This is a genomic window from Telluria sp. LT1R51-2 (assembly GCF_059685775.1).
The window spans coordinates 449,077-475,262 of the sequence record NZ_JCASIM010000001.1; the positions used below are offsets into that span (position 1 = coordinate 449,077).

Sequence of the window (26,186 nt, forward strand, 5' to 3'; positions counted from 1 at the left end):
GGCGGGTTTGTACATCAAATCGTCCAAAAATATTGCTGTATGGATTCAAGCATTGGACTTGGATATACACTGCGCTTGAGCGCGTCGTGCGTATATTCAGGATGTTCACCATGAAATTGAGTCGCAAATTACCACTGGGTTTCGCTGCCGTCACCCTGCTCGTCGCCTGCGCCGGCTTCTTCGGCATGGCGCAGCTGAACAGCTCGGTCGATACCTACCGCCAGGCGGTGGTCACCGAAGGCCAGGCACAGCAAGTGCAAGCGCTGCTGTCCCATTTCCGCAAACAGGTTCAGGAGTGGAAGAACACCCTGTTGCGTGGCAAGCAGGAAAGCGAACGCGTCAAGTACTGGAACGCGTTCCAGAAGAACGAAACGGAAGTGGCGCAGCAGGTCAAGGTCTTGCTGGACGCCATGCCGGAAGGCGAAGTGCGTACGCTGGTCACGCAGTTCGGCGCGGCGCACGCGACCATGGGTGCGGATTTCCGGCGCGGCTACCAGGATTTCGAAGCGGCCGGTTTCGATGCTGCCGCCGGCGATGTGGCGGTCAAGGGGAAGGACCGTGCCCCGGCCGAACTGCTGGTGCAGGCCCAGGAAAAGATGTCGGCCGTCAGCCTGGCAAGCGCGGCCCAGGCCGATGCGGTCGGCAAACAGGCCACGCTGCTCAGCTATAGCCTGATGCTGGTGGGCGCCGTGGTGGCCGTGATCGCCGGTATTCTGGTGTCGCGTTCGATCACGCGGCCGCTCGACGAAGCGGTCGAGGCCGCGCGCAGTGTGGCGGCGGGCGACTTGCGTACCGCGATCACGGTGCGCAGCAACGATGAAACGGGCCAGCTCTTGACGGCGTTGAAGGAGATGTCGGGCAGCCTGCAGCGCATCGTGCTCGAAGTGCGGGGCGGGGCCGAGACCATCGCGGTGGCGTCCGGCGAAATCGCGCAGGGCAATCTCGACTTGTCGGCGCGCACCGAGCGCCAGGCTGGCGCGCTCGAAGAGACAGCGTCGTCGATGGAAGAACTGACCTCGACCGTCATCCAGAACGCCGACAATGCGCGTCAGGCCAGCGTGCTGGCCGTGTCTGCCTGCGATGTGGCGGTCAAGGGCGGCAAGGTGGTCGAGCAGGTGGTGGGCACGATGGCGTCGATCAGCGCCTCGTCGCGCAAGATCACCGACATCATTGGCGTCATCGATGGCATCGCGTTTCAGACCAATATCCTGGCGCTTAACGCGGCGGTCGAAGCGGCGCGCGCCGGCGAGCAGGGCCGTGGCTTTGCGGTCGTGGCAGGCGAGGTGCGCATTCTCGCGCAGCGCTCAGCCACGGCGGCGAAAGAAATCAAGGATTTGATCGGTGAATCGGTGGCCTGTGTGGAAACGGGCGACCGCCTGGCCGGTGAAGCTGGCGTGACCATGGGCGAAATCCTGACCAGCGTGCGCGGCGTGATGGACATCATCACCGAGATCAGCGCCGCCAGCAGCGAGCAGAGCCAGGGCATCTCGCAGGTCAACCAGGCCGTCACCGAAATGGATGTCACGACCCAGCAGAATGCGGCGCTGGTCGAGCAGGCCGCCGCCGCGGCGCAATCGCTGCGCGAGCAGACGGTGGCGCTGACGGAAGTGGTCAGCGTGTTCAAGGTCGAAGAGCCAATCGGCGCCGTGGCGCCGCCTCGTACCAAACTGGCACTGGCGGCTTGACACGAACCGGGTGCGCGGTAAGATGCCCGCGCGCCCGTATTGTCGGGACTGGCCCGACAACCGGTGGCGCACCTTGTGAGCCACCATCCGATGACGCCACTTTCACCTTCCGCCGTGGTCCAGGCGCAGCTCGACGCCTACAATGCCAAAGACCTCGATGCACTGATGGCCACCTATGCGCTGGATGCGGCGCAGTTCGCGCTGCACGGCGACCTGCTGGCCCGCGGTCACGACCAGATCCGGCCGCGCTACGCACAGCGTTTTCTTGAGCCTGACCTGCATGCGCGGCTGCTGTCGCGCACGGTGCTGGGCAACTTCGTCACCGACCTCGAGATCGTGACCCGCAACTTTCCTGAAGGGCAGGGCACGGTCGAGATGCTGTGCGTCTACGAAGTGGTGGACGGGCACATCGTGCGCGCGTCGTTCGCGACTGGCGAGACCCGGATTTAACTTGCCGCAGGTATCGTGGCCTCGGCTGCCGTGGCCGCCGCAACGGCAGCTGGCTCGAGTACGCCCGCTGGCGCCGGTGTCTTGTCCCTGAACTCGCACAGGTCGGCAATCAGGCAATTCCAGCATTTGGGCTTGCGCGCCACGCAGGTGTAGCGCCCGTGCAGGATCAGCCAGTGGTGGGCATCGTGCAAGAATTCCTTCGGCACGAACTTCAGCAGCTTCTGTTCGACGATGTCGACGTTCTTGCCCGGCGCGATCTTGGTGCGATTCGAGACGCGGAAGATGTGCGTGTCGACCGCCATCGTCGGTTCGCCAAAGGCGGTGTTGAGCACCACGTTCGCCGTCTTGCGGCCAACGCCCGGCAGCGCCTCGAGCGCTTCGCGCACGGGCGGTACTTCACCACCATGCTGCTCCACCAGGATCTGGCAGGTAGCGATCACGTTCTTGGCCTTCGTGTTGTACAGGCCAATGGTCGCGATATAGGTCTTGAGCTCATCGATGCCCAGGTCGAGGATCGCCTGCGGCGTGTTCGCCACCGGGAACAAACGGCGCATGGCCTTGTTCACGCCGACATCGGTCGACTGGGCCGACAGCAGGACCGCGATCAGCAATTCGAACGGCGTCGAAAATTCGAGTTCGGTGGTGGGCGTCGGGTTGGCCGCGCGAAAGCGCGTGAAAATCTCGTAACGTTTGGCGGAATTCATGCAGGTCAGGTCGGGTCGGTGTTGCCGGCAGCCTTCAGGCGCGCGCGTTCCATGGCGGCGGCGATGATGGCGCGCTTGCGCTCTTTTTCTGCCAGCTCTTCGGGGGTATTGGTTGCTTCGGCGGTGACTTCACGCAGTTTTTGCACGGCCTTGGCGGCCAGGCGCGCGTCGTTCTCGTCGCGCTCGCGGCGCAGACGCGCTTCGCGGAAGTCGTGGCGGCTGCGCGCCGCGTCGGCAGCCGGTTGTGACCAGGCATCCCAGCCGGTGCGCTCGCCCGTGACCGGTACCATCGCGATGCAATCGACCGGGCAGGGCGCCACGCACAGGTCGCAACCGGTGCACAGGCTCGGCAGGATCGTGTGCATCTGCTTGGCCGCGCCCAGGATCGCATCGACCGGACACGCCTGGATGCACAGCGTGCAGCCGATACACAGCGCCTCGTCGATGAAGGCCACCGGGCGCGGACGCTCGATGCCATTGGCCGGATTGATCGGGATGACAGCGCGGCCCGTCGCAGCGGCCAGGCGGCGCACGCCCTCCATGCCGCCGGGCGGGCACTGATTGATGTCGGCTTCGCCGCTGGCGATCGCTTCCGCATACGGACGGCACGCGGGATAGCCGCACTTGGTGCACTGGGTCTGCGGCAGCAGGTCTTCGAGCTGGTCGGCGAGGGCTTTGGTCACGGTGTGGCGGATCTGGTAAAGCCGACATTATCCGCCAAAACGCCGGGCGCTGCGGTGAAACCCGGCGCGCCGGCATGGCGTGGAAACGGATGCATCACGTGCGTGGGCAATCGAACAGAGGTGTTGGCCGTAACCTGCTGTACTATAAACCGATCCACCGACGAGGACTGACATGAACGAATTGATCGCCCCGTTGCTGTTTGCTGCCATTTTTTCTGCAGGCGACAACCTGCACACGCGCAACACCAAGGACAGCCATGCCACGGCGCCGCCCGAGCATACCGAGGTGGCGCTCGAGCTGCCGTCGCTGTACCGCAGCGTGGAATCCAGTGGCGAGTTGCGCCGTGGCGAGCGCCTGCCCGCACGCTATCAGGCGGTCCAGTACGTAGTCGAGGACTGGCGCAAGCTGCGCCTGACCAAGCCGCCACGCGGGCATCAATGGGTGCAGGCCGATCGCAGCTTCGCCCTTGTGGCCATCGCGACCGGCCGGGTCGAGCAGGTCGTGCAGGGGCGCTGAGCGTCCCGGCAGCACAAAAAAAATGCCATGGCGCTTGCCATGGCATTGTTCATTCAGCGGTCGCTTATTTGTTGTCGCGGATGAATTGCGTGATCTTCGGACACACGATCTCGCGCCAGCGGCGGCCCGAGAAGATGCCGTAGTGACCGGCTTTCTCGACGACAAACGCCTGTTTTTTCTCGGCCGGCACGCCACTGCACAGATCGTGCGCAGCGCTGGTCTGGCCCAGACCCGAGATATCGTCCAGCTCGCCTTCGACGGTGAGCAACGCCACTGTTTTGATATCCTGCGGACGCACCAGATTGCCGCCCACGTTCCATGTGCCTTTTGGCAGACTGAAGTCCTGGAACACGGTCTTGATCGTGTCCAGGTAGTACTCGGCCGGCATGTCGAGCACGGCGTTGTATTCATCGTAGAACTGGCGGTGCGATTCGGCCGAATCGTCGTCGCCCTGCACCAGGTGCTGGTAGAACTCGCGGTGGCTCTGGGCGTGGCGGCCCGGGTTCATCGCGATGAAGCCGGCGTGCTGCAGGAAGCCCGGATACACCTTGCGGCCAAAGCCGGGGTAGTTGCCCGGCACCGAATAGATCACGGTGTTCTCGAACCACGAGAACGGCTTTTCGACGGCCAGGTCGTTGACGGCGGTGGGCGATTTGCGCGGATCGATCGGGCCGCCCATCATCGTCATCGTCTTCGGCAGCTTGGCGTCCTTCTCGCTTGCCATCAGCGCGATCGCGGCCAGCACCGGCACGGTCGGCTGGCACACGGAAATCACGTGCACGTCCGGGCCCAGGTGACGGATGAAGTCCTGGATGTAGAAGATGTAATTGTCGAGGTGGAACGGGCCATCGGACAACGGCACCATGCGCGCGTCGGTCCAATCGGTGATGAACACGTCATGGTCGACCAGCAGCGCCTTGACCGTGTCGCGCAGCAGCGTGGCATGGTGGCCGGACAGCGGCGCGACGAGCAGCACGGTCGGCTGGGCGAGGGCGGCGATGCCGGCGTCCGGCAAGTCCTTCTTGAAGTGCAGCAGACGGCAGAACGGCTTTTCGAGCACGATCTCTTCGACGATGCCGATTTCTTCGCCCTTGATAGTGGTGGTCTTCAAGCCGAAGGCCGGCTTTTGATATTCCTTGCCCAGGCGGTACATCAGCTCGTATCCGGCGGCGATCCGCTGCGAAAACGGGGTGTGTGCAAATGGCGAGACGGGATTGGAAAACATCTTCGACGACGCCTCAGCCCACTGCATGAGTGGGGTCAGGAAGGAGCGTTGCATTTCGTGCAATTGGTAAAGCATAAATAAATCCTTCTATTAACTGCGCGCGCCGCAAAAGATTTGCGTTGAAGCTTCAACGATTATAGGGGATTTGCTTTTGGCTTGTGGAAACCTGAGCGGGCCTGATGCTGAAGCATGCTGCACTTGTAGCATATTTACCCGTGCGCGCTTCGTTGGGCATCCCACATAAAACAAAACGCCCCGCGATGCGGGGCGTTTTAACGGGACCTTGTCGTTGCGATGTTACTGAACGACTGTGGCCGGCTATTTAGTCGAAGACTGGCGTCTCGACGCCCAGGATCTTGTGCAGCTTTGGCGACGTGGTCGTGTACTGCATGTGGATCTTCTTGTCCGGGAAGATGTAAGGCGCAGCGCCGAATGCAGCCAGTGCCGCTTCGTGGAAGCCCGACAGGATCAGCTTTTTCTTGCCCGGATACGTGTTGATGTCGCCGACGGCGAAGATGCCCGGGACATTCGTCTCGAACTTCTCCGTGTCGACCACTTTCAGCTGCTTGCGCTCGATGTCCAGGCCCCATTCGGCGATCGGGCCCAGCTTTGGCGACAGGCCGAAGAACACCAGCAGCATGTCCAGCGGGACGCGGCGGGTGACGCCGTCGGCGCCGGTGACCTTCACTTCGGTCAGCTTGCCGTCTTTTTCATCGAAGCCGGTGACCTGGCCGGTGATCAGCTGCATTTCGTATTCGTCGCACAGCGCCTTCATCTTGGCCACCGAGCTCGGGGCCGCGCGGAAGTCGTCACGGCGGTGCACCAGCACCACGGACTCTGCCTTGCCGACGAAGTTCAGCGCCCAGTCGAGCGCCGAGTCGCCGCCGCCGCAGATAACGATGTTCTTGCCGTCGAAACGTGCCGGATCCTTGACACGGTAGAACAGCTGTTCGTTTTCGAACTTGTCGATCGCGTCGACCTTGATCGTGCGCGCCTGGAACGAACCGACGCCGGCAGCGATGAAGATGGTCTTGGTGATGAACTGGGTACCGGTCGACGTCTCGACATTGAACCGGTTGTCTTCGCGGCGCTGCACGCCGGTGACTTCCTGGTTCAGGTGGAACGTTGGTTCGAACGGTTCGATCTGCTTGAGCAGGTTGTCGGTCAGCTCCTGGCCGGTGCAGACCGGCACAGCCGGAATGTCATAGATCGGCTTGTCCGGATACAGTTCCACGCACTGGCCGCCGACGGCTGGCAGCGAGTCGATGACGTGGGCCTTGATTTCAAGCAGGCCCAGTTCGAAGACCTGGAACAGGCCGACCGGACCGGCGCCGATGATGACGGCATCGGTCTCGATGGCGCCGGCGAACGAACTGTTGGGAGCGATGCTGCCCGCTTCGTGGGTGGCACTGATAGTCATGCGCTTAAATCCTGTGATGTTTGAATGGTGAGGCGAGGGCGGCCGGAGCCGCCACGCGTAACGCCCCCGGGACCGGCGCCGGCGCACAAGGGCCGGCGCAACGGCGACCTGACCGCCCGATCAGCGAACCAATTGGTCGAGCTTGTCCGTGACGTCTTTCCACTTGTCGGCCTCTGGCAGGGCGGCTTTCGTCTTGGTAATCGACGGCCAGAAGCGCGACAGATCGGCATTGATCTTGATGAACTGCTGTTGATCGCCGGGCACGTCTTCTTCGGCAAAGATTGCATTCACGGGGCACTCGGCGACGCACACGGCGCAGTCGATGCACTCGTCGGGATCGATGGCGAGGAAATTCGGGCCTTCCCGGAAACAATCTACCGGGCATACATCGACGCAGTCGGTGTAACGACAGCTGATGCACGATTCGGTGACAACGTGGGTCATAACAGTCCTATCAGTTGGTGGAGTGTCGCATTGCCGGGCGCACGAGGGCCGGCCGGACAAGACAAAGCACTGTATTTTAGGGCAATTCGGGTTTTCTCACAAACTCGCTTATATACACAATGGACATAAGCAAATGACGAGCGGTACCGCACGGGCATGCGGTTCGCGCACGGGTGTGGCGTCAGGCAGCCTGGCGCAAGGGTACCAACAGATTTTGCCATTCGCCGCCGGGGATGGCGGCGCGTGTGCTGCCGCTCATCCTCATCCTTATGCTCATGCTCATGCGCGCCGCGACGCGTCGGCGGCCAGGGCGGCCGTGGACGTGGACAAGCTGACGTCGACGGGGCTAACGTCGCCGGATTCGGTGTGCGAGCGGACCACCAGGCTGGCTGCGTGGTCGTATTCGGGCAATTGCATGGTGCCGCAGCAGGCCTGCCGGTTTTGGCGGGCGCCGGGCGCATCGCACACGCAAGCGGTCAGCGGCGCGCCGGGCAGGTAGACGTCTTCGGTGGCCTCAACTGGCGATGCGCCGGTCTGGACCACTTCGCGCCGGCTGAACTGGTTGCGGATGAAGCCGGCGTATGCCGGGGGCTTGCCGTCGCCCGTGACCGCCAGCAGCATGCCGTTGACGACGTCGGCGAACGTGGCGGCCGCGTCGGGCGCGCCAACCAGGGCGCGCAGCAGCACGCCGCCCAGGTAGGCCGCCACCCGGTGCAGCACGGCGGCGTCGTCTTCGCGCTCGGGATTGCGCTCATGCGCGAACACATCAGCCAGCACGTCATACACGGCGCCCGTGAAGACCTGGGAAATGGCGTGCACCTGGGTGCCCGCCTGGCTCAGGCGCAGGTCGTTGTCGGCATTGCGCAAGCCGTTGCGATAGCCCAGCGCCAGGCCGAACTGCTCGGCGACGTCGGCCAGAAAGGATTTGTCGTGCAGATTGGCCTTGGTCTGCGCGACGATGGCTTCGCACTGGTCGAACTGCGACAAGGCCAGGAAAACGGCGGTGAGGTCGCCGAACGATTCGTGCAGGCCCCCGGTCTGGGGTGGGGCATCGGCCTGAAGCCAGCGTGGCTTGATGCCGTCGAGGATTGCGTGGGCCGTCTCGTGCGAGACGATATCGAACGAGCGACAGGTAAACAAGCGTTCGGGGCTGCCGGCGGGGATGAAGTCACCAAACTTGAGGCAGCCCTGGTTTCGGCTGTAGAACGCGTTCACGACGTCGGGCAAGCCGTGCGGAAAGAGCTGCAGCGGATTGGTATCGCTGCTGCTGTTCCATTGCCATGACAACGGCATGGCGACCCCGGCTGCGGCCAGCACGCGCTGGTACATGGTCAGGGTCTGGCGCACGACGGCAAAGGTATGCACTGCGTCGAACTGGGGCGTGTCGGGCAGGGTGACGAAGTCGCCGGAGGCGTTCGGTTCAACCTGATCGATACCAGGCGCGCCGGACGCGATGCGGCCGTCGCGCGGGCCGGCCAGCACGGTGCCGGGCAAATAGGCCGTGCGGGTGCCGAGCTCGCCGACCGACGGGTCCTGCTTCCACATCAGTACGCGGGCGCCGAAGGCTTGCGGCAGCGGCTCGGCGTCGACGGGCGGATCGGGATCGGGCGGCGCCTCGTGCGGTTGCTGGGGGTGCATATCCATGAAGGCTCCTCGCGTCATGACGGCGTTCGCTTTCATGGTCGCCCGCCATGACAGTCACGCGTTGATACGCGTCAATTACGGCGCCACGACTGCATCAGTTCTAGCGAGCTCTGGCATACGACGGCGTCAACTGGCATCATGGCGGATTGTTCGCAATAATTTAGGAAGGAACGTCCCGATGGCGGAAATCAGCATCGTCCAGCAACACACCCTGAGCCCGGCTGCGGCGCGCACGGCGGCCGAGCAAGTGGCGCAGCGTATTGCAACCGAATATGGACTGGCATGCCAGTGGGATGGCGACGTGCTGCGCTTCGAGCGCAGTGGCGTGGAAGGGGCATTGACGCTGGAAGACCAGCAAGCGGCGATGCGGATCAACCTGGGATTCTTGATGGGCGCTTTCGCGTCGGCCATCGAGGCCAAGGTGGCGGAGAAGATGCGCAAGACCTTCGCCGCCTAGGAAATTGCCCCTTTTGAATCAGCCTTTCAGCTCTTCGATCAGATCGATGTATTGCTGCTGGGCTTCTTCTTGTGACGTACCGGCCAGGCCGGCCCAGGCGTCGAACTTGGCGCGCGCCACGAAATCGGTCATGCCCGGACGTTCGCCGGTCGCATCGCCGCTCGAACCCTGCTTGTACAGCGCGTAAATCTTCAGCAAGGTCATATTGTCCGGACGCTCAGACAGATTCTTCGAATCGAGTTGGGCCTGGGTGAACTGTTCTTGCACGCTCATGGAAACTCCTGTGATGGTTGGTTGCATTCTTGTCGCTTGGACAAGGCGGCAGGCATCTTAGCGCAGGAGACGGGGGCGACCCGGAGATTGGGACGTACTTTAGAGGGGAACTTCAAATGCGGTGCAGTACCTGCCATGCGCCGCCCGAGAGGCGGGGCATGGCAGTGAGGCGATGCTAAGGCTTAGACAGCCAGCAGATCGACGTCGAAGATCAGGGTAGCGTTTGGCGGAATGACGCCGCCGGCGCCGCGCGCGCCATAACCCAGGGATGCAGGGATGGTCAGGCGACGCGAGCCGCCGATTTTCATGCCTTGCACGCCTTCGTCCCAGCCGCGGATGACCTGGCCCGCGCCGAGTGCGAACTCGAACGGATCGCCACGGTCTTTGCTCGAATCGAACTTGGCGCCGAGGCTGCCGTCGTCGTTGCGCAGCCAGCCGGTGTAGTGCACGGTGACGTGCTGGCCAGCCTTGGCTTCGTCGCCGGTGCCGGTGACGAGTTCTTCGTATTGCAGGCCAGAATCGGTAGTGGTGGTGGACATGGTCTTCCTTGTTATGCAGATTGAACGACAATTGTAGTGCATGGGTCGGGAAACCGCCATTGCCCGGGCCTTCCGTGCGCCCCGTTGCCGCCCCACCCGGTCCCGTAGAATGGCCCCTTGACCATCCCATCTGGAACCGCCATGCCGCATCCCGACAGCGCCACCGTTATTCCGAGAACCGCCCCGCTGAAGGGGGTGATGCTGGCCTGGCGGCGCGCGCTGCGTTCGCAGTTCAGCGGCCGCATGCTGCTGCTTTCGCTGGTCCCGCTGCTGCTCTCGCTCACGCTGTGGGGAGTGGCGATGCGGCTGGGTCTGCAGCCGTTGCTTGACTGGCTGCGCGGATTGTTTACCGACTACGGCGGTTTTGATGCCAGCAACAGCATGCTGGGCATGGTCGGCCTGGGGATGCTCAAGGTGATGGTGGTGCCGCTGCTGGCGATTGCCTTGTTGCTCCCCCTGATGATCGCCTCGAGCCTGCTGTTCATGGGCATCGTCGCAATGCCGGTCATCGAGCGCCACGTGAGCAGCCGCCACTTCCCGGGGCTCGAGAGAAAGGAGGGTGGCTCGTTCGTCGGCAGCCTGGGCATCAACCTTGGCAGCACAGCGGTGTTCGCGCTGCTGTGGTTATTGACGCTGCCGCTGTATGCGGTGCCGCCGGTCGCCTGGCTGGTGCAGGCCGTTTTGTGGGCCTGGGTCACGTCGCGCGTGATGAGTTACGACGCGCTGGCGGCGCACGCCAGCCCGGCCGAGCGCCAAAGATTGATGCGCGATGGCCGCCCGGCGTTGCTGGCGATCGGCCTGGCGTCGGGCCTGGCCGGGGCGCTGCCCGGCATTGCGTGGATGGGCGGGGCGGTGATCTCGGTCGTGCTGTTTCCGGTGCTGGCGCTCGTGTCGCTGTGGCTGTACGTCATGCTCTTCCTGTTCGCCGGACTCTGGTTCCAGTACTACTGCTTGCAGGCGTTGGGTGACATGCGGGCGCGCCAGGCCATGACACATTCTGGCGCGGGTGCATCCATCTGAATCAGCGGTGCGTTGTGCACCATTCCGGTCGCGGGTGCGTTAACTGCCAGCGTCGGCCGTGAATACGGCGCTTGATGTGTTGCCGCCAACAGTCGTGACGCCCTGGCATCCCCTGTGATCATGCTATTGCGCCAACTCGTTGTTTTTTTGCGAAAATATTCGTGATAACGCCAATTTGTTAAACGGTATCTCGCATGTGTCTTATTGATGTGGTGGAATATTACCTATGGACGGGGCGATCTGGAGTGAGATTGCACTGCTGAAATTTGTGAACTAACAGACACCACGATCACTCGAACGGACCGGCAGCAATAGATGGCGAGCAGGTTGGCGGGGATTGCAAGCGTTTTGATTCGGACCGGTTAAGCCATCATGGAAAGTATTCGTCGCCTCGTGCGACCAAACAATGTCTTCGGCAAGCGCGCCGCCACCTCGCGGAGCGAACCGACCATGGACGGCGCACCCGCTGCGCCAGTCGTCGCCGCAGCCGGTGCTGCAGCGTCGGGGGCGTCTGCGTCTGGGTCTGCGTCCTTGCCGGATCCGGCGGGTGACGTTCCCCTGCACGATGCCTTCCCGCACCTGGCCGACAACGGTCATGGCGGCGGCGGACCGGGCGACCCGTCGGGCGGGCCGGATGGCTCGCCGCCAGCACCGCGCAAGAGCCGCTGGAAGCTGTGGCTCGCCCTGATCGGCTTGCTGCTGATCGCGGCCGCAGCCGCCTGGGCCGTGATGGAAACCCGCACCTCGCGCCTGCAGTCGAAAATCTTCGCCGACATGGCGAGCGAACTCACGTTCCGCATGGCCAATGGCCCAAGCGATTCGATCCGCTTCCCGGCCGCCAGCCCATACGACACCCGGCTCGGTTACGCCGGCCTGCCGAAATACCTCGAACGCCTGCAGACGCGCGACTACGCGATCGCGTCGCAGGCGCGCATCTCGCCGCAGATGGTCAAGATGGCCGATCTCGGCCTGTATGCCACCTACCACGAGAAAACCAAGGTCGGCCTCGAGATCCTCGATTGCCGCGCCCAACCCTTGTTCACGTCGCGCTTCCCCGAACGTTACTACGACAAATTCGACGCCGCGCCGTCGCTGCTGGTGCAAAGCCTGCTGTTCATCGAAAACCGCGAACTGCTCGACGCGAGCCACCCGCGCCGCAATCCGGCCGTCGAATGGGACCGCTTCTCGAAAGCCGTGTTCGACAAGACGCTGGCCAGTGTCGGCCTGGGCGGCGACGGCCGCGTGGCCGGCGGTAGCACGCTGGCCACGCAGATCGAAAAATACCGCCACTCGGCCGAGGGCCGCACCGGCTCGCTGACCGACAAGATCATCCAGATGGCCTCGGCCACGCTGCGCGCCTATCAGGATGGCGAAGACACGACCAACTCGCGCCGCCAGGTCGTGCTCGACTACCTGAACACCGTGCCGCTCTCGGCCAAGCCGGGCTACGGTGAAGTCAACGGTATCGGCGACGGCATGTGGGTCTGGTACGGCCGCGATTTCGACAAGGTCACCGCCATGCTCAAGGGCCCGATGACCAGCCCGGACGCCGTGATGGCCTACAAAGAGGCGCTGTCTCTGATGATCGCCCAGCGCCGCCCGGCGTATTACCTGGGCGCCGGCGAGAACGACCTGGAAACCCTGACCAACAGCCACCTGCGCGTGCTGACGCAGCAGGGCGTGATTTCGCCGCAACTGCGCGACGCCGCCCTCGGCGTCAAACTGAAACCGGCGCTGCACACGGGCGTGGCGCCGCCACCGGCGGACGCGTTCGTCTCGCGCAAGGCGGCCAACGCGGTGCGCAATCACGTGGGTTACCTGATTGGCGACGCGCGCCTGTACAACGTCGACCGCCTCGATCTGTCGGTGGTCTCGACTCTTGACGGCAATGCCCAGCAAGCCGTCACGGCCGCGCTGCGCAAGCTGTCCGACGCCGAACACGCGAAAGAAGCCGGCCTGACCGGCAAGGGAATGCTCGGCAATGGCGACCCGGCGCAAGTGGTCTACAGCTTCACGCTGATGGAGCGCGGCGAGCACGTCAACTACCTGCGCGTGCAGACCGACAACTACGATCAGCCACTGGACATCAACGAAGGCGCCAAGCTCGACCTGGGCTCGACCGCCAAGCTGCGCACGCTGGTGACCTACCTCGACATCGTCGACCAGCTCCACAAGCGCTTTGGCGCGATGGACAAGATTGGTCTGATGGGCGTCGAAATCGATGCGAAAGACCGCATGTCGCAGTGGGGCCTCGAGTATTTCCGCACGCTGCCTGACGGCGCCGACCGCAGCCTCAAGCCCATGCTGGATGCCGCCATGGCGCGCAAGTACTCGGCCAATCCGGGCGAGCGCTTCTTTACCGGCGGCGGCGTGCACACGTTCGGCAACTTCAGCAAGCTCGACGACAGCCGCATCATGGACGTGAACCAGGCGCTGCGCAGCTCGACCAACCTCGTGTTCGTGCGCATGATGCGCGACGTCGTGCGCTACTACATGTTCCAGTTGCCAGGCTCGTCCGCGCAACTGCTGGCCGACGCCGACGATCCGCGCCGCGCCGCCTATCTGGCGCGCTTTGCCGACAATGAAGGCAAGGTCTTCATGGCCAAGTTCTGGAACAAGTACAAGGGCAAGACGCCACAAGAAGTCGAGACGCTGCTGTTCTCCGGCGTGCGCCCGCTGGCCTCGAAGCTCGCAGCGGCCCACCGCACCGTGGTGCCGAACGCCACGCTGGCACAGTTTGGCGCATTCATCGATGCATCGGTTCCGGCCAGCAACGAGATCGATCCCGATCGCCTCCCGAAACTGTATGAGACCTACGATGTCCGCAATATGTCGCTGGCCGACCGCGGCTACGTGGCGTCGGTGCACCCGCTCGAACTGTGGCTGGTGAGCTATCTGCGCACCCATCCAAAAGCGACCTGGTCCGAAGTAACGGCTGCCAGCGTCAAGGAGCGCCAGGAAGTCTACCAATGGCTGTTCAAGACGCACCGCAAGCACGCACAGGACAACCGCATCGCCGGCTTGCTCGAAGTCGAAGCGTTCCTGAAGATCCACGCGCAGTGGAAGAAGATGGGCTACCCGTTCGACTCACTCGTGCCGTCGTACGCGACCACGCTGGGCGCTTCGGCTGACCGGCCTGCCGCGCTGGCCGAGATGATGGGCATCATCGTCAATGGCGGCGTGCGCAAACCGATCGAGCGCATCGATTCGCTGCACTTTGCCAAGGCCACGCCGTACGAAACGCTCGTGCGCCGCAACAAGGGCGGTGGCAAGGAGCAAGTGCTGGCGCCGGAAGTCGCGCGCGCCGTGGCCGACGCCATCCAGGGTGTGGTCTCGGACGGTACCGCCAAGCGGGTCAAGACCGCTTTCCAGCAGGCCGACGGCAGCATCATTGCCGTGGGCGGCAAGACCGGTACCGGCGACCAGCGCTTCGATGTGTATGCCCGCGGCGGCCGCCTGATCGAGTCGCGCTACGTGAACCGGTCGGCGACGTTCGTGTTCAACATCGGCGAACGCTTCTACGGCAGCATGACCGCGTACGTGCACGGGCCGCAGTCCGAGAACTATGACTTCACCAGCGCACTGCCGGTGCAACTGCTCGTCACGCTCGCGCCGAGCCTGATGCCGATGATCGAACCGCCAGCCGCACCGGCGCCCGTGCCAGGCCAGGCCGTCGCCGCCGCGCCGCGGCAGTGCGTGCGTTGAGGCCAGGGCAGGATCTTCCGGGCGCGCCGGTCAAGGGGCTGCGCGCCCGGCTGCAGAACTTCAGCATCGTTTCGCTGCGCGACCTGGTCGTGGCCACCGGCCCGACGATCCTGATGGTCGCGGCGGCCGTGGTGCTCGCCTACTGGTGGGTCGACCCGGCGCCGCCGCGCACGCTCCGGCTGGCCACGGGCCAGGAAAATTCCGCCTACGAACAATTTGGCAAGCAATATGCCAGCGTGCTGGCGCGCGACGATATCAAGGTCACGCTGCGCGGCACGCTTGGCTCGCAGGACAATCTGCAGCAGTTGCTGGCCGGGCAGGCCGATGTCGCGTTCGTGCAAAGCGGCTCGACCGACGACAAGAGGGGCAGCGCCGACAGCATCGAGCGGCGCGGCCTGGTGTCGCTGGGCAGCCTGTTTACCGAACCCGTGTGGCTGTTCGTGCGCGACGAAGCGAAGGTCACGCGCCTGACCGATCTGCGCGGCAAGCGCATCAACCTGGGGCCGGAAGGCACGGGCGTGCCGCGCCTGGTGCGCCAGCTGCTCGATGCCAACAATATCGTGCCGGGCGCATTGACGATCAGCGACCTGGCCAACACGCCGGCCACCGTCGAATTGCTGGCCGGGCGCATCGATGGCCTGGTCTTCAGCTCGGCGCCCGAAGCGCCGCTGATCCAGATGCTGCTGCAAACGCCGGGCATCCGCCTGTTCGACTTTTCGCAGGCCGAGGCCTATACGCGGCGCCTGCCGTTCCTGACGCACGTCGTGCTGCCGCGCGGGATCGTCGACCTGGGCCGCAATATTCCGAACCAGGATTACCACCTGATCGCGCCGACCGCCACGCTCGTCGCGCGCGAGGAAATCCATCCGGCGCTGGTGGGCCTCTTGGTCAAGGCGGCGACCGAGATCCACGGCGGCGCCGGTTGGTTCCAGCAGCAGGGCCAGTTCCCGTCGCCGAAGTACACCGAGATCCCGGTCGCGCCCGAAGCGGCGCGCTACTACCGCGACGGCCCGCCGTTCATGCAGCGTTACCTTCGGTTCTGGCTGGCCAATCTGGCCGAGCGGCTGTGGGTCGTGGTGGTGGCACTGACGGCGCTGTTGATTCCACTGTCCAAGATCGTGCCCCCGATTTACGTCTGGCGCGTGCGCTCGCGCGTGTACCGCTGGTATGGCGAACTGCGTGCCATCGAACAGTCGCTCGAGGAGAGCGGGACGGACGCCACCGACGCAGTGCGCAAGGAGTTGCTGGGCCGGCTGGACGGGCTGGAAGACCGCGTCAACCATATCTCGGTGCCGCTGGCCTATGCCGACGAGCTGTACCGCCTACGCAGCCATATCCACCTGGTGCGCGAGCGGGTGCGCGGCGTGCACGAGGAGCAGGCGGCGCAGCCGTTGGCGTGATCATTTCTCTTTGAAATTGGCCGGGGAATCCCATTACACTGGCGTCCCCAGTCATCTCTTCGAAGGCCGTCATGATCCGCCGCACGCTTCCCGCCCTTGTTTTCGGCTTCTGCCTTGCCGCTGGCCTCGCCAGCCCGTCTGCCGCGATTGCTGCGGACAGCGCCAAAGACAGCAAGCGCCCGACGCGCGAAGCCTATACCAAATACGAATACCGGATCCCGATGCGTGACGGCGTGCAGCTGTTCACGGTCGTCTACGTGCCGAAGGACAGCTCGCGCAGCTACCCGTTCCTGATGCAGCGCACCCCGTACAGCGCCGGCGTGCGCGCCGAAGGCGAACTGCGCTACGGCGTGGACTGGCTGCCGGAGTCGCTGGGGCCGTCGCGCGAATTCGAGGAAGCGGGCTACATCTTCGTGAACCAGGATGTGCGCGGCCGCTACATGTCCGAAGGGACGTGGCAGGAAATGACCCCGCACGGCAAGGGCAAGCTGGCAAAAGGCGAGGGCCGCGAGAGCGACGACATGCACGACACGGTGGCATGGCTGCTCAAGAACATCCCGAACAATAACGGCAAGGTGGGCATCTGGGGCATCAGCTACCCGGGCTTCTACGCCGTCGCCAGCGTCATCGATTCGCACCCGGCGATCAAGGCCGCCTCGCCCCAGGCGCCGATTGCCGACCTGTACATGGGCGACGATTCGTACCACGGCGGCGCCTTCAAGCTGGCCGCCAACTTCGACTTTTACGCGGCCTTCACGGCGGCCCCAAACCCAACCCCGCTGCCGAAAACCGGTAGCGAATTCGATTACGGCGTGGCCGACGGCTACGATTATTTTTTACAGCACCGCACGCTGGCGAATATCGCCGCCACGATGACCGACACGCAGCGCGAGCTGTTCATGCCGAACATTGAGCACGACACGTATGACAGCTTCTGGAAAGAGCGCGCCATCGGCCCGCACATCAAGAACGTCAAGGCCGCCGTGCTGACGGTGGGCGGCTGGTTCGATGCCGAAGATGCGGCCGGCCCGTTCATCGTGCACCGCGCGCTGGAAGCGCAGAACAAGGGCGGCAACCATGCCCTCGTGGTGGGTCCGTGGGTGCACGGCGGCTGGGCGCGTGGCGATGGCGCCCGGCTTGGCCACGTGAAGTTCGACGCAAAGACAAGCGAATGGTTCCGGCGCGAGGTCCAGTTCCCGTTCTTCGAGCAGCACCTGAAGGGCGTCAAGCCGGGCAAGACGCTGGCGCCGGTGACCGTGTTCGAGACGGGGTCGAATGTCTGGCGCCAGTACGACGCCTGGCCACCGAAACCGGCGAAGGCACGCACGCTGTACTTTGGCGCGAATGGCACGCTGGGCTGGCAGCAGCCGGCCGCGACAATGAGCACGGCCACGGGCGCCGGTTTCGACGAATACGTGGCCGACCCGGCGCGCCCGGTGCCGTACATCGGCTATCCGGCGCTGGGCGTGCCGCGCGAATACATGGTGTCGGACCAGCGCTTTGCCGCCACCCGACCCGACGTGCTGGTGTACCAGAGCGCCGTGCTGGAAGAGGATGTGACGGTTGCCGGGCCGGTCACGCCCAGGCTGTTCGTCTCCACGAGTGGCACCGACGCCGACTGGGTCGTCAAGCTGATCGATGTCTACCCGGCCAGCTTCCCGAGCCCGGCGGCTGAGCGGGGCGGCGATGTCGGGCCGCCTGCGGTGAGCCTAGGGGGCTTCCAGCAACTGGTGCGTGGCAATCCGCTGCGCGGCAAGTTCCGTAACAGCTATGAAAAGCCGGAACCATTCGTGCCGGGCAAGGTCGAGCCGATCAAGTATGAACTGGGCCAGGTGAACCATACCTTCCGGCGCGGTCACCGGATCATGGTGCAGGTGCAGAGCTCGTGGTTCCCGCTGATCGACCTGAATCCGCAAACGTTCATGCGCATTCCCGACGCCAAGCCGGGCGACTTCAGGAAGGCGACCCAGCGCGTGTATCACGCGCCAGGGACGGCCTCGGGGCTGGAGCTGATGGTGTTGCCGAACCCGGGTAGCGCCAACTAGCTCAGGCGCCGACCCACGGCAGGCCGGCGGTGCACCAGCCGCCGATCGTCTTGCGGTGGCCGTCGCCATCGCGGTCGCCTTCGAACCCTTCCAGGATGTCGAAGGCGTTTGCATAGCCGAGTTCGGTCGCCACGCGCGCGCTGTGGCGCGAGCGCACGCCCGAGCGGCACAGGAACAGCAGCACGTCGTCCTTCTCCGCCACCTGTTCGAGCTGCGCGCCGAAGTCGGGATTGGGCGCGCCACCCGGGTAGGTGGCCCACTGCACCGCCAGATGCTGCTCCTGGCCAATGGCGACGCGTCCCACCCAGTCGCGTTCGGCATTGGTGCGCACGTCGACCAGCTTGACGTCGGCACCGCTCTGCAGCAGGTCGAATGCTTCCTGAGGCGTGACTGCACCAGCGTAGGGCTGGCCAGCGCCACGCTGGCGCGCTGCGGTGAGAATTTGTTCTTTGGTCATGTTGGTAGTGCCCATTGTTGGTTCATCGTCTGCAATGCACCATTCCGGCGCGCAGCGTAGTGCGCCTATTTGGTGCAAGCACGTAGAATTGCTCTTTGCTGGTGCACATTGACACACAGGTAAATCTTTCCGGATGCCCCCGGTCGAGGCGATTTTATGGGTAAACTAGCCCATTGCCCAAGAACGATTTGCGCATGCCGTCATGCACATAAGTTAGCACCCTGGTTCGCAACGCAGTTGGCACAATTTGTGCTTCAACATGATGCAAGTTGTCGGTTCGCATAGACTGACATCCCTTTTTCAATTAGGAGATTCCGAATGGCAAAGTCCGCCGCAGATGTAATGCAAATGGTCAAAGACAACGAAGTCAAATTCGTTGATTTACGCTTCGCCGATACCCGCGGCAAGGAACAGCACGTCACGGTCCCGGTGTCGCACTTCGACCTGGACAAATTCGAATCCGGCCACGCCTTCGACGGTTCGTCGATCGCCGGCTGGAAAGGTATTGAAGCATCGGACATGCTCCTGATTCCGGATGCAAACACCGCCAATATCGACCCGTTCATGGAAGAGACCACGCTGTTCATGCAGTGCGACGTCGTCGAGCCATCGGACGGCAAGGGTTACGACCGCGATCCGCGTTCGATCGCCAAGCGCGCTGAAGCCTACCTGAAATCGTCGGGCATCGGCGACACCGCCTACTTTGGCCCAGAGCCGGAGTTCTTCATCTTCGACGCCGTGCGCTGGAAGCTGGACATGTCGGGTTGCTTCGTCAAGATCGACTCGGAAGAAGCATCGTGGTCGACCGACAAGGAATTCGAAGGCGGCAACAGCGGTCACCGTCCAGGCGTGAAGGGCGGCTATTTCCCAGTGCCACCAGTCGACTCGTTCCAGGACATGCGCTCCGAAATGTGCCTGATCCTCGAATCGATGGGCATCCCGGTCGAAGTGCACCACCACGAAGTCGCCGGCGCCGGCCAGAATGAAATCGGCACCAAGTTCTCGACGCTGATCGAGCGCGCCGACTGGACCCAGAACATGAAATACGTGATCTGGAACGTGGTCCACAGCTACGGCAAGACCGCAACCTTCATGCCAAAGCCAATGGCTGGCGACAACGGTTCGGGCATGCACGTGCACCAGTCGATCTGGAAAGACGGCAAGAACCTGTTCGCAGGCGACGGCTACGCAGGTCTGTCGGACACGGCGCTGTTCTACATCGGCGGCATCATCAAGCACGCCCGCGCTCTGAACGCGATCACCAATCCAGGCACCAACTCGTACAAGCGCCTGGTGCCAGGCTTCGAAGCCCCGGTCAAGCTGGCGTATTCGGCCCGTAACCGTTCGGCGTCGATCCGCATCCCGCACGTGGCGAACCCGAAAGGCCGCCGCATCGAGACCCGTTTCCCGGATCCACTGGCGAACGTCTACCTGTGCTTCGCAGCACTGATGATGGCTGGCCTGGATGGTATCCAGAACAAGATTCACCCGGGCGAAGCGGCAACCAAAGACCTGTACCATCTGCCGCCTGAAGAAGACAAGCTGATCCCGACGGTGTGCGCATCGCTGGAAGAAGCACTGGACGCACTGAACGAAGACCGCGAGTTCCTGACCCGTGGCGGCGTGTTCAGCGACAGCATGATCGATGCCTACATCGACCTGAAGATGCAGGAAGTCCAGCGCATGCGCATGACCCCGCACCCAGCCGAATTCGACATGTACTACTCGTCGTAATCGGTCCATCCAGGCTGGCGCGGATGTGCATCGCGCCAGCCTGGCGGGTAGAACAAACGCGGGGAAAGCCATGCTTTCCCCGCGTTTTTTGTTGCTTGGGGTTTATATTCCTTGGGGTATAGTCGGGCGCATCTACAATAGCGTGCCCTTGCGACCAACCGGGATGGGAATGACAAATAGTGTGTTTCAGGCCAGTGTGGCCGTTTTTACTGCCGTGTTTGCCTCAGTGCTGCTGTGCGCCAGTGCGCACGCGCAAATCTACCGTTGTACCGATGCCAATGGCCGGCCGCTGTATACCGACACCAAGGTCGGCAAGTGCCAGCTGATCGATACCGGCTACAGCGCGCCGCCGGCAGCCTCGGCCCCGATTCCTGCACCGCGCTCGGCCGGCGGTGGGGGCGGGTCATCCGCGTCGAATTCCGCCCCGAGTGCGGCCCCGAGCGCGGCCCAGTCGAACTTCCCGCGCGTGGACAACGTGCTGCAGCGCGCCCGCGACGACGACCGGCGCGAGATCCTGGGCGATGAACTGCGCCTGGAAGAACGCAAGCTCACCGACCTCAAGCGCGTCTTCAATAACGGCGAGCCGGAGCGCCAGGGCAACGAGCGCAACTACGCCAAATACCAGGAGCGCGTGGCGTCCATGCGCGAGGAAATCAACCGCAGCGAACGCAATATCGAAGCGCTCAGGCGCGAGATCGGCAATATCAGATGACCCTGCCTCCGATGGCCCCACCCGTGTACGACCCAGGCAACCCGGCCCGTTATGCCGGCCTGGACTTGCTTGCCTCGGCCGTGATGATGACGGGACCGGATGGCGAAGTGGTGTATGCCAACGCCGCCGCCGAAAACCTGATGGAGCTGTCGTTCAAGTCGCTGCAGCGCCATCGCCTGCCCGAACTGTTTACCAATGGCGCCGAGATTGGCGTGTTGATCACGCAGGCGCTGGTGCACCAGTACGCCGACCTGCGCCAGGACCTGACGCTGCAGCGCAGCGGGCGCGAACCGCTGCACGTGAACAGCATCGTCAGCGCCCTGGGCGATGGCACGGCGCTGATCGAGCTGCGCGAGAACGTGCAGCAGCTAAAGCTCGACCGCGAAGAGCGGCTGATGGACCAGAGCCAGGCCAACAAGGAGCTGATCCGCAACCTGGCGCACGAAATCAAGAACCCGCTGGGCGGCATCCGCGGCGCGGCGCAATTGCTCGAACTCGAGCTGCCGCCGCACCACCTGCTGGAGCTGCAGGAATACACGCAGGTGATCATCAAGGAAGCCGACCGCCTGCAAACGCTGGTCGACCGCCTGCTGGCGCCGCACCGCAAGCCGCACATCGTCGGCGACGTCAATATCCACGAAGTGTGCGAGCGCGTGCGCAGCCTGATCCTGGCCGAATTTCCGCAGGGGCTGTCGATCCGGCGCGATTACGATGCGTCGATTCCCGAGTTTCGCGGCGATATGGAGCAGCTGATCCAGGTGGTGCTGAACATTGCCCACAACGCCGCGCAGGCCGTCGCCGGGCGCATTGCGCAGGGCGACGCCGAGATCGTTTTGCGCACCCGCGTGGCGCGCCAGGTCACGCTGGCCAAGGTCCGCTACGGGCTGGCATTAGACTTGCATATCATCGACAATGGACCGGGCATCGCGCCCGATATCCGCGACCGCATTTTCTATCCGCTCGTATCCGGGCGTGACGGCGGGAGTGGCCTCGGGCTGACGCTGGCGCAAACGTTTGTGCAGCAACACCTGGGTGTGATCGAGTGCGAAAGCCGGCCTGGACTGACGGATTTCCGGATCCTGCTGCCCCTGCCATAAGCGGGAGACAGCGGACCGCACCGGCCAGTCCTTTATTGAATCCATGTTGCGGGAAGCACGAAACCATGAAACCAATCTGGATTGTCGACGACGATGCATCGATTCGCTGGGTCCTTGAAAAGGCCCTGGCGCGCGAAAGTCTGGAGACCCGCAGTTTCGCCAATGCGCGCGAAGCCATGACCGCCTTTGAAACCGACACGCCGCAAGTGCTGGTGTCGGACATCCGCATGCCGGGCGAATCCGGCATCGACCTGCTGCAAGCGGTCAAGGAACGCCATCCGGGCCTGCCGGTCATTATCATCACCGCGTTCTCGGACCTCGACTCGGCGGTGTCCTCGTTCCAGGGCGGCGCCTTTGATTACCTGGCCAAGCCATTCGATATCGACAAGGCCGTCTCGCTGATCCGGCGTGCGTTAGAGGAGAGTTTGCGCGAAGCGAGCGTCGAAGCGCCGCCCGCTGAAACCCCCGAGATCCTCGGCCACGCGCCGGCGATGCAAGAGGTGTTCCGCGCCATCGGCCGCCTGTCGCAGTCGAACGTCACGGTGCTGATCACGGGCGAATCGGGCACCGGCAAGGAGCTCGTGGCGCGCGCGCTGCACAAGCACAGCCCGCGCGCGCAGCAACCGTTTATTGCGCTCAACACAGCGGCGATCCCGAAGGACCTGCTCGAATCCGAACTGTTCGGCCACGAACGCGGTGCGTTCACGGGTGCGCAGGCGATGCGGCGCGGCCGCTTCGAGCAGGCCGAGGACGGCACGCTGTTTCTCGATGAAATCGGCGACATGCCGTTCGACCTGCAGACGCGCCTGCTGCGCGTGCTGTCCGATGGTCACTTTTATCGCGTGGGCGGCCACCAGCCGGTCAAGGCCAATGTGCGCGTGATTGCCGCCACCCACCAGAACCTCGAACAGCGCGTGCGCGACGGCTTGTTCCGCGAAGACTTGTACCACCGCCTGAACGTGATCCGCCTGCGCCTGCCGTCGCTGCGCGAACGCAACGAAGACATTCCCGTTCTCACGCGCCACTTCCTGGTGCAGAGCGCGCACCAATTGGGGGTGGAACCCAAGCGCATGAGCGAGCAGGCAATGCGCTTCCTGTCGGGCCTCGAGCTGCCGGGCAACGTGCGCCAGCTGGAAAACCTGTGCAACTGGATCACCGTGATGGCCCCGGGGCAGACCGTGGAGGTCAAGGATCTGCCGCGCGACCTGACCCAGGGTTCGGCGCCGCTGACGGGGAGCAGCGTGCCGAACGTCGTGCCGCTGTCCGACGGCATCGTCAGCGCCGGTGCGCAGCCAATGGCATCCAGCGGTGGCGTCGTGCTGCAGGCTGCCGGCGCGCAGTCGCCCGAAGGCTGGCTGGGGCTGCTCGAACTGCAGGCGGCCGGCATGCTCAGCGCAGGGCAGATGGACGTGATGGATATCCTGGGCCGCCAGTTCGAATCGGCGCTGATCCGCACGGCGCTCAAGCACACACACGGGCGCAAGAACGACGCAGCCATGCGGCTCGGGATCGGGCGCAACACGATCACGCGCAAGATCGTGGAGCTGGGGATCGACGGCGCGCGCGAAGAGTAGGGAATGACCCTATATGCATACTTGTTGACTGTGCAATTTGGCGGTGATAACTTTCTTTGGTCATGAAGCGTAATTCGGCTCCTCAACTTCTAGACAGTGTTCACGTCATTTAACTTTTACATCAAGGGTTGATTCGAATGAAACTTGGAAAAATCATGTTCGCCGGCGCAGGTATGCTGGTCGCTGCAGTTGCCTTTGCCCGCCCAGATTACGGTTACACCACGACGTACTACGCCGATGCAACGTATGGCACTGTCGTGGGCGAGTCTGAATTCACCTGCAGCGGGCGCTGGTTCCGCAGCGGTGTCGAAACCGATTATTTTGTCATCTCCAACGAAAACAAGTGCTGATTGACGTTGTGTCTGGCGCCGGCACGTAGCGAGGCCAGGCGCCACAACGAAGAGCAAACAAGGTTAGGTGACTCGCGCACTCTTTCCTTGCGGCGCGCAAGAGCTGTCCTGGCCGCGCGCCGATCGTTTCCTTCTTCGACTTTGTTGGTGATCAGAAAATTATTCTCACCGGCATTGCCAATTCCTGTAGTGCCCCTTCCGCTTTTGGTAAGCTCTCGTCTTTTCCAGAGACATTACCGCACCAATTCCCATGCTGATCAATTGCGTCGCCTACCAGGAAGGCAAGAAGCTGTCCGATATCCCGGTCGAGGATATCAGCGAATACATCAAGCTCGATGACACCTTTGTCTGGGTCGCACTGCGCGACCCGGACGCTGCCGACATCGCGCTGATGCAGGAAGAATTCGGCCTGCACGAACTGGCGGTGGAAGACGCGCTGCGCGGTCACCAAAGGCCCAAGCTCGAAGAGTATGGCGACTCGCTGTTCGTCGTCGTGCAGATCGTCGAACTGGTGGGCGAGGAGATGTCGGTCGGTCAGTTGTCGGTCTTTGCCGGCCCCAATTACGTGCTGTCGGTGCGGCGCGATGCCAACCAGGGTTTTCTCGGCGTGCGTGCGCGCGCCGAGCGCGAACCGCACCAGCTCAGGAAAGGCGCGGGCTTCGTGCTGTATGCGCTGGTGGACGCCGTCGTCGACCGTTATTTCCCCGTGGTCGACACGCTCGAATCCGAGCTCGAATCGATCGAAGACCACATCTTTTCCATGCAGGGCAAACAGCGCGACAATGTCGAACGCCTGTATGACCTGAAGCGCAAGGCGCAGACGCTGCGCCACGCCGTGGTGCCGCTGATGGACGCGCTGGGGCGCCTGTACGGCGGGCGCGTGCCGGCCGTGGTGGACGAGACCCAGGAATACTTCCGCGACGTGCACGACCACCTGCACCGCATCGCCGGCCGTCTGGACGCCGTGCGCGACACGATCAATACCGCGATCCAGGTAACGCTGTCGATGGTGGCGATCGAAGAAAACGAAGTGAGCAAGAAGCTGGCGTCGTACGCCGCGATCTTCGCGGTGTTTACGGCGTTCGCCGGTGTGTGGGGGATGAACTTCGAATTCATGCCCGAGCTGAAATGGAAGTATGGCTACCCGTTCGCGATGCTGACGATGATCTGCGTGTGCGGCTATCTGTATCGCAAGTTCAAACGGGTGGGGTGGTTATAGGGGCTGGCGCTTGCCGGCCGTGGCGGCCGCGCCGCCAGACGCCACGATCACCAGCGCGATTGCCAGCCATTGCAGGCTGGTCAGGCGTTCTCCGAGCCAGATGAAGCCGGCCAGCGCCGCGATGGCCGGTCCGCTGCTGACCAGGATGCCGAACACCCGCTGCGGCAGGCGCCGCAGGGCCATCATCTCGAGCGAGTAGGGCAGGGCGGACGACAGCAAGGCCACCGCCACGCCGCCCGCCAGCATGGCCGGCGTGAACAGCGCCATGCCTGCATGCGCCACGCCAAACGGCACCGCGAACACGCTCGCCGCCAGCAAGCCCCAGGCCACGGCCTGGCCGCCGTTCAGGGTCGAGACGCGCTTGCCGAACACGATGTACATCGCCCAGCAGAATGCGGCCGCCAGCGCGTACGCGATGCCGGCCGGGTCGAGCTGTGTTGCGCCGGCAATCGGCAGCAGCAGCCACAGGCCAAAGCCGGCGCACACGACCCAGATAAAATCCCTCGCATGGCGCGACGACAGCACGACCACTGCCAGCGGTCCCGTGACTTCAATGGCCACCGCGATCCCCAGCGGAATGCGCTCGAACGCGCGGTAGATGCACAGGTTCATCGCGCCCAGCATCAGGCCGTACACGAGCAGGTTGCCCACATCGGCGCGCGCCGGGCGGCCGAAGCGCCATGGCCGCACGATGGCCAGCAGGATCAGCGCCGCCAGTCCCACGCGCAGCGCGGTGACGCCTTCGCTGCCGACGGCCGGAAACAGCCCTTTGGCCCAGGCCGCGCCCGCATTGACCGACACCATCGAGGCCAGGATCGCCAGACCCGGGCCC

At 63.7% G+C, this 26,186-nt stretch carries 24 protein-coding genes; 14 read left to right on the top strand and 10 right to left on the bottom strand.

Annotated features, from left to right (window positions below):
* Positions 1-110: 110 nt before the first annotated feature.
* Together AC56LH_RS02055 and AC56LH_RS02060 are read left to right on the top strand one after the other, a co-directional pair.
* Positions 111-1,685: a methyl-accepting chemotaxis protein gene (locus tag AC56LH_RS02055; RefSeq protein ID WP_499643606.1), complete on the top strand. Its 1,575-nt coding sequence runs from the start codon at positions 111-113 to the stop codon at positions 1,683-1,685.
* Between the two features lie 90 nt (positions 1,686-1,775).
* Entirely contained in the window at positions 1,776-2,135 is a 360-nt protein-coding gene (locus tag AC56LH_RS02060; RefSeq protein ID WP_499643608.1) for a nuclear transport factor 2 family protein, read from the top strand.
* Here the strand turns inward: AC56LH_RS02060 and nth are convergent.
* Positions 2,132-2,839 carry an endonuclease III gene (nth, locus tag AC56LH_RS02065; protein WP_499643610.1) on the bottom strand — a complete coding sequence of 236 codons (708 nt, stop codon included), beginning with the start codon at positions 2,837-2,839 and terminating at the stop codon, positions 2,132-2,134. The two genes, AC56LH_RS02060 and nth, sit on opposite strands and share 4 nt — an antisense overlap.
* A 5-nt stretch (positions 2,840-2,844) precedes the next feature.
* Positions 2,845-3,522, bottom strand: coding sequence for an electron transport complex subunit RsxB (gene rsxB, locus AC56LH_RS02070; protein ID WP_499643612.1), 678 nt, complete (start codon positions 3,520-3,522; stop codon positions 2,845-2,847).
* A 172-nt stretch (positions 3,523-3,694) separates the two neighbouring features.
* Between rsxB and AC56LH_RS02075 the strand changes: the two genes are divergently transcribed.
* Positions 3,695-4,039: an RcnB family protein gene (locus AC56LH_RS02075; protein WP_499643614.1), complete on the top strand. Its 345-nt coding sequence runs from the start codon at positions 3,695-3,697 to the stop codon at positions 4,037-4,039.
* Between the two features lie 64 nt (positions 4,040-4,103).
* On the opposite strand, the gene AC56LH_RS02080 is transcribed toward AC56LH_RS02075, so the two are convergent.
* The 4 genes from AC56LH_RS02080 to AC56LH_RS02095 all read right to left on the bottom strand — a co-directional run bounded on the left by AC56LH_RS02080 (position 4,104) and on the right by AC56LH_RS02095 (position 8,772).
* Positions 4,104-5,339, bottom strand: a complete 1,236-nt coding sequence (locus tag AC56LH_RS02080; RefSeq protein ID WP_499643616.1) for a polyhydroxyalkanoate depolymerase — start codon at positions 5,337-5,339, stop codon at positions 4,104-4,106.
* A 247-nt stretch (positions 5,340-5,586) separates the two neighbouring features.
* On the bottom strand, positions 5,587-6,684 hold the full coding sequence (locus tag AC56LH_RS02085) for an NAD(P)/FAD-dependent oxidoreductase (RefSeq protein ID WP_499643618.1): 1,098 nt from the start codon (positions 6,682-6,684) through the stop codon (positions 5,587-5,589).
* Positions 6,685-6,804: 120 nt separating this feature from the next.
* On the bottom strand, positions 6,805-7,128 hold the full coding sequence (fdxA, locus tag AC56LH_RS02090; RefSeq protein ID WP_183549368.1) for a ferredoxin FdxA: 324 nt from the start codon (positions 7,126-7,128) through the stop codon (positions 6,805-6,807).
* Positions 7,129-7,407: 279 nt separating this feature from the next.
* Entirely contained in the window at positions 7,408-8,772 is a 1,365-nt protein-coding gene (locus AC56LH_RS02095; protein ID WP_499643620.1) for a hypothetical protein, read from the bottom strand.
* 178 nt (positions 8,773-8,950) lie between these two features.
* On the opposite strand from AC56LH_RS02095, the gene AC56LH_RS02100 reads away from it, so the two are divergent.
* Positions 8,951-9,229 (top strand): polyhydroxyalkanoic acid system family protein, encoded by a 279-nt coding sequence (locus AC56LH_RS02100; RefSeq protein WP_499643622.1) that lies wholly within the window; start codon positions 8,951-8,953, stop codon positions 9,227-9,229.
* A gap of 18 nt (positions 9,230-9,247) precedes the next feature.
* Here the strand turns inward: AC56LH_RS02100 and AC56LH_RS02105 are convergent, their stop codons facing one another.
* Both AC56LH_RS02105 and AC56LH_RS02110 read right to left on the bottom strand, forming a co-directional pair.
* A complete protein-coding gene (locus tag AC56LH_RS02105; RefSeq protein WP_183549378.1) occupies positions 9,248-9,502 on the bottom strand; it encodes an acyl-CoA-binding protein in 255 nt (84 codons plus the stop codon).
* A 182-nt stretch (positions 9,503-9,684) separates the two neighbouring features.
* Positions 9,685-10,041, bottom strand: coding sequence for an FKBP-type peptidyl-prolyl cis-trans isomerase (locus tag AC56LH_RS02110; protein ID WP_499643624.1), 357 nt, complete (start codon positions 10,039-10,041; stop codon positions 9,685-9,687).
* A 141-nt stretch (positions 10,042-10,182) separates the two neighbouring features.
* On the opposite strand from AC56LH_RS02110, the gene AC56LH_RS02115 reads away from it, so the two are divergent.
* The 4 genes from AC56LH_RS02115 (at position 10,183) to AC56LH_RS02130 (ending at position 18,211) form a co-directional block, all read left to right on the top strand.
* Positions 10,183-11,061 carry an EI24 domain-containing protein gene (locus AC56LH_RS02115; RefSeq protein ID WP_499643626.1) on the top strand — a complete coding sequence of 293 codons (879 nt, stop codon included), beginning with the start codon at positions 10,183-10,185 and terminating at the stop codon, positions 11,059-11,061.
* A gap of 372 nt (positions 11,062-11,433) precedes the next feature.
* On the top strand, positions 11,434-14,766 hold the full coding sequence (locus AC56LH_RS02120; RefSeq protein ID WP_499643628.1) for a transglycosylase domain-containing protein: 3,333 nt from the start codon (positions 11,434-11,436) through the stop codon (positions 14,764-14,766).
* Positions 14,763-16,166 carry a TAXI family TRAP transporter solute-binding subunit gene (locus AC56LH_RS02125; RefSeq protein WP_499643630.1) on the top strand — a complete coding sequence of 468 codons (1,404 nt, stop codon included), beginning with the start codon at positions 14,763-14,765 and terminating at the stop codon, positions 16,164-16,166. Before AC56LH_RS02120 ends, AC56LH_RS02125 begins: the two co-directional genes overlap by 4 nt.
* A 71-nt stretch (positions 16,167-16,237) precedes the next feature.
* A complete protein-coding gene (locus tag AC56LH_RS02130) occupies positions 16,238-18,211 on the top strand; it encodes a CocE/NonD family hydrolase (protein WP_499643632.1) in 1,974 nt (657 codons plus the stop codon).
* A gap of 1 nt (position 18,212) precedes the next feature.
* Here AC56LH_RS02130 and AC56LH_RS02135 read toward each other — a convergent pair whose 3' ends face one another.
* Complete coding sequence (locus tag AC56LH_RS02135) at positions 18,213-18,668, bottom strand: rhodanese-like domain-containing protein (RefSeq protein WP_499643634.1); 456 nt, start codon at positions 18,666-18,668, stop codon at positions 18,213-18,215.
* 318 nt (positions 18,669-18,986) lie between these two features.
* Between AC56LH_RS02135 and glnA the strand changes: the two genes are divergently transcribed.
* The 6 genes from glnA to corA all read left to right on the top strand — a co-directional run bounded on the left by glnA (position 18,987) and on the right by corA (position 25,354).
* Positions 18,987-20,402 carry a type I glutamate--ammonia ligase gene (gene glnA, locus AC56LH_RS02140; protein WP_499643636.1) on the top strand — a complete coding sequence of 472 codons (1,416 nt, stop codon included), beginning with the start codon at positions 18,987-18,989 and terminating at the stop codon, positions 20,400-20,402.
* Positions 20,403-20,598: 196 nt separating this feature from the next.
* Entirely contained in the window at positions 20,599-21,114 is a 516-nt protein-coding gene (locus AC56LH_RS02145; protein WP_499643638.1) for a DUF4124 domain-containing protein, read from the top strand.
* Positions 21,111-22,211, top strand: a complete 1,101-nt coding sequence (glnL, locus tag AC56LH_RS02150) for a nitrogen regulation protein NR(II) (RefSeq protein ID WP_183549396.1) — start codon at positions 21,111-21,113, stop codon at positions 22,209-22,211. Before AC56LH_RS02145 ends, glnL begins: the two co-directional genes overlap by 4 nt.
* Positions 22,212-22,276: 65 nt before the next feature.
* Positions 22,277-23,785, top strand: coding sequence for a nitrogen regulation protein NR(I) (gene ntrC, locus AC56LH_RS02155; protein WP_499643640.1), 1,509 nt, complete (start codon positions 22,277-22,279; stop codon positions 23,783-23,785).
* A 155-nt stretch (positions 23,786-23,940) separates the two neighbouring features.
* Complete coding sequence (locus AC56LH_RS02160) at positions 23,941-24,135, top strand: hypothetical protein (protein ID WP_499643642.1); 195 nt, start codon at positions 23,941-23,943, stop codon at positions 24,133-24,135.
* A gap of 250 nt (positions 24,136-24,385) precedes the next feature.
* Positions 24,386-25,354 (top strand): magnesium/cobalt transporter CorA, encoded by a 969-nt coding sequence (gene corA / locus AC56LH_RS02165; protein WP_183549401.1) that lies wholly within the window; start codon positions 24,386-24,388, stop codon positions 25,352-25,354.
* On the opposite strand, the gene AC56LH_RS02170 is transcribed toward corA, so the two are convergent.
* Positions 25,349-26,158: an EamA family transporter gene (locus AC56LH_RS02170; RefSeq protein ID WP_499648351.1), complete on the bottom strand. Its 810-nt coding sequence runs from the start codon at positions 26,156-26,158 to the stop codon at positions 25,349-25,351. The genes corA and AC56LH_RS02170 overlap by 6 nt on opposite strands.
* Positions 26,159-26,186 lie beyond the last annotated feature (28 nt).

Bases quoted from the DNA above. Each gene is read 5' to 3' on its own strand.
- AC56LH_RS02115 (WP_499643626.1), top strand. From the start codon at position 10,183: ATGCCGCATCCCGACAGCGCCACCGTTATTCCGAGAACCGCCCCGCTG.
- AC56LH_RS02130 (WP_499643632.1), top strand. From the start codon at position 16,238: ATGATCCGCCGCACGCTTCCCGCCCTTGTTTTCGGCTTCTGCCTTGCC.
- glnA (WP_499643636.1), top strand. From the start codon at position 18,987: ATGGCAAAGTCCGCCGCAGATGTAATGCAAATGGTCAAAGACAACGAA.
- fdxA (WP_183549368.1), bottom strand. From the start codon at position 7,128: ATGACCCACGTTGTCACCGAATCGTGCATCAGCTGTCGTTACACCGAC.
- glnL (WP_183549396.1), top strand. From the start codon at position 21,111: ATGACCCTGCCTCCGATGGCCCCACCCGTGTACGACCCAGGCAACCCG.
- AC56LH_RS02110 (WP_499643624.1), bottom strand. From the start codon at position 10,041: ATGTCCACCACCACTACCGATTCTGGCCTGCAATACGAAGAACTCGTC.
- AC56LH_RS02120 (WP_499643628.1), top strand. From the start codon at position 11,434: ATGGAAAGTATTCGTCGCCTCGTGCGACCAAACAATGTCTTCGGCAAG.
- AC56LH_RS02055 (WP_499643606.1), top strand. From the start codon at position 111: ATGAAATTGAGTCGCAAATTACCACTGGGTTTCGCTGCCGTCACCCTG.
- AC56LH_RS02160 (WP_499643642.1), top strand. From the start codon at position 23,941: ATGTTCGCCGGCGCAGGTATGCTGGTCGCTGCAGTTGCCTTTGCCCGC.
- AC56LH_RS02080 (WP_499643616.1), bottom strand. From the start codon at position 5,339: ATGCTTTACCAATTGCACGAAATGCAACGCTCCTTCCTGACCCCACTC.
- nth (WP_499643610.1), bottom strand. From the start codon at position 2,839: ATGAATTCCGCCAAACGTTACGAGATTTTCACGCGCTTTCGCGCGGCC.
- AC56LH_RS02095 (WP_499643620.1), bottom strand. From the start codon at position 8,772: ATGGATATGCACCCCCAGCAACCGCACGAGGCGCCGCCCGATCCCGAT.
- AC56LH_RS02100 (WP_499643622.1), top strand. From the start codon at position 8,951: ATGGCGGAAATCAGCATCGTCCAGCAACACACCCTGAGCCCGGCTGCG.
- AC56LH_RS02105 (WP_183549378.1), bottom strand. From the start codon at position 9,502: ATGAGCGTGCAAGAACAGTTCACCCAGGCCCAACTCGATTCGAAGAAT.
- AC56LH_RS02085 (WP_499643618.1), bottom strand. From the start codon at position 6,684: ATGACTATCAGTGCCACCCACGAAGCGGGCAGCATCGCTCCCAACAGT.
- AC56LH_RS02170 (WP_499648351.1), bottom strand. From the start codon at position 26,158: ATGGTGTCGGTCAATGCGGGCGCGGCCTGGGCCAAAGGGCTGTTTCCG.
- ntrC (WP_499643640.1), top strand. From the start codon at position 22,277: ATGAAACCAATCTGGATTGTCGACGACGATGCATCGATTCGCTGGGTC.
- corA (WP_183549401.1), top strand. From the start codon at position 24,386: ATGCTGATCAATTGCGTCGCCTACCAGGAAGGCAAGAAGCTGTCCGAT.
- AC56LH_RS02060 (WP_499643608.1), top strand. From the start codon at position 1,776: ATGACGCCACTTTCACCTTCCGCCGTGGTCCAGGCGCAGCTCGACGCC.
- AC56LH_RS02075 (WP_499643614.1), top strand. From the start codon at position 3,695: ATGAACGAATTGATCGCCCCGTTGCTGTTTGCTGCCATTTTTTCTGCA.
- AC56LH_RS02135 (WP_499643634.1), bottom strand. From the start codon at position 18,668: ATGACCAAAGAACAAATTCTCACCGCAGCGCGCCAGCGTGGCGCTGGC.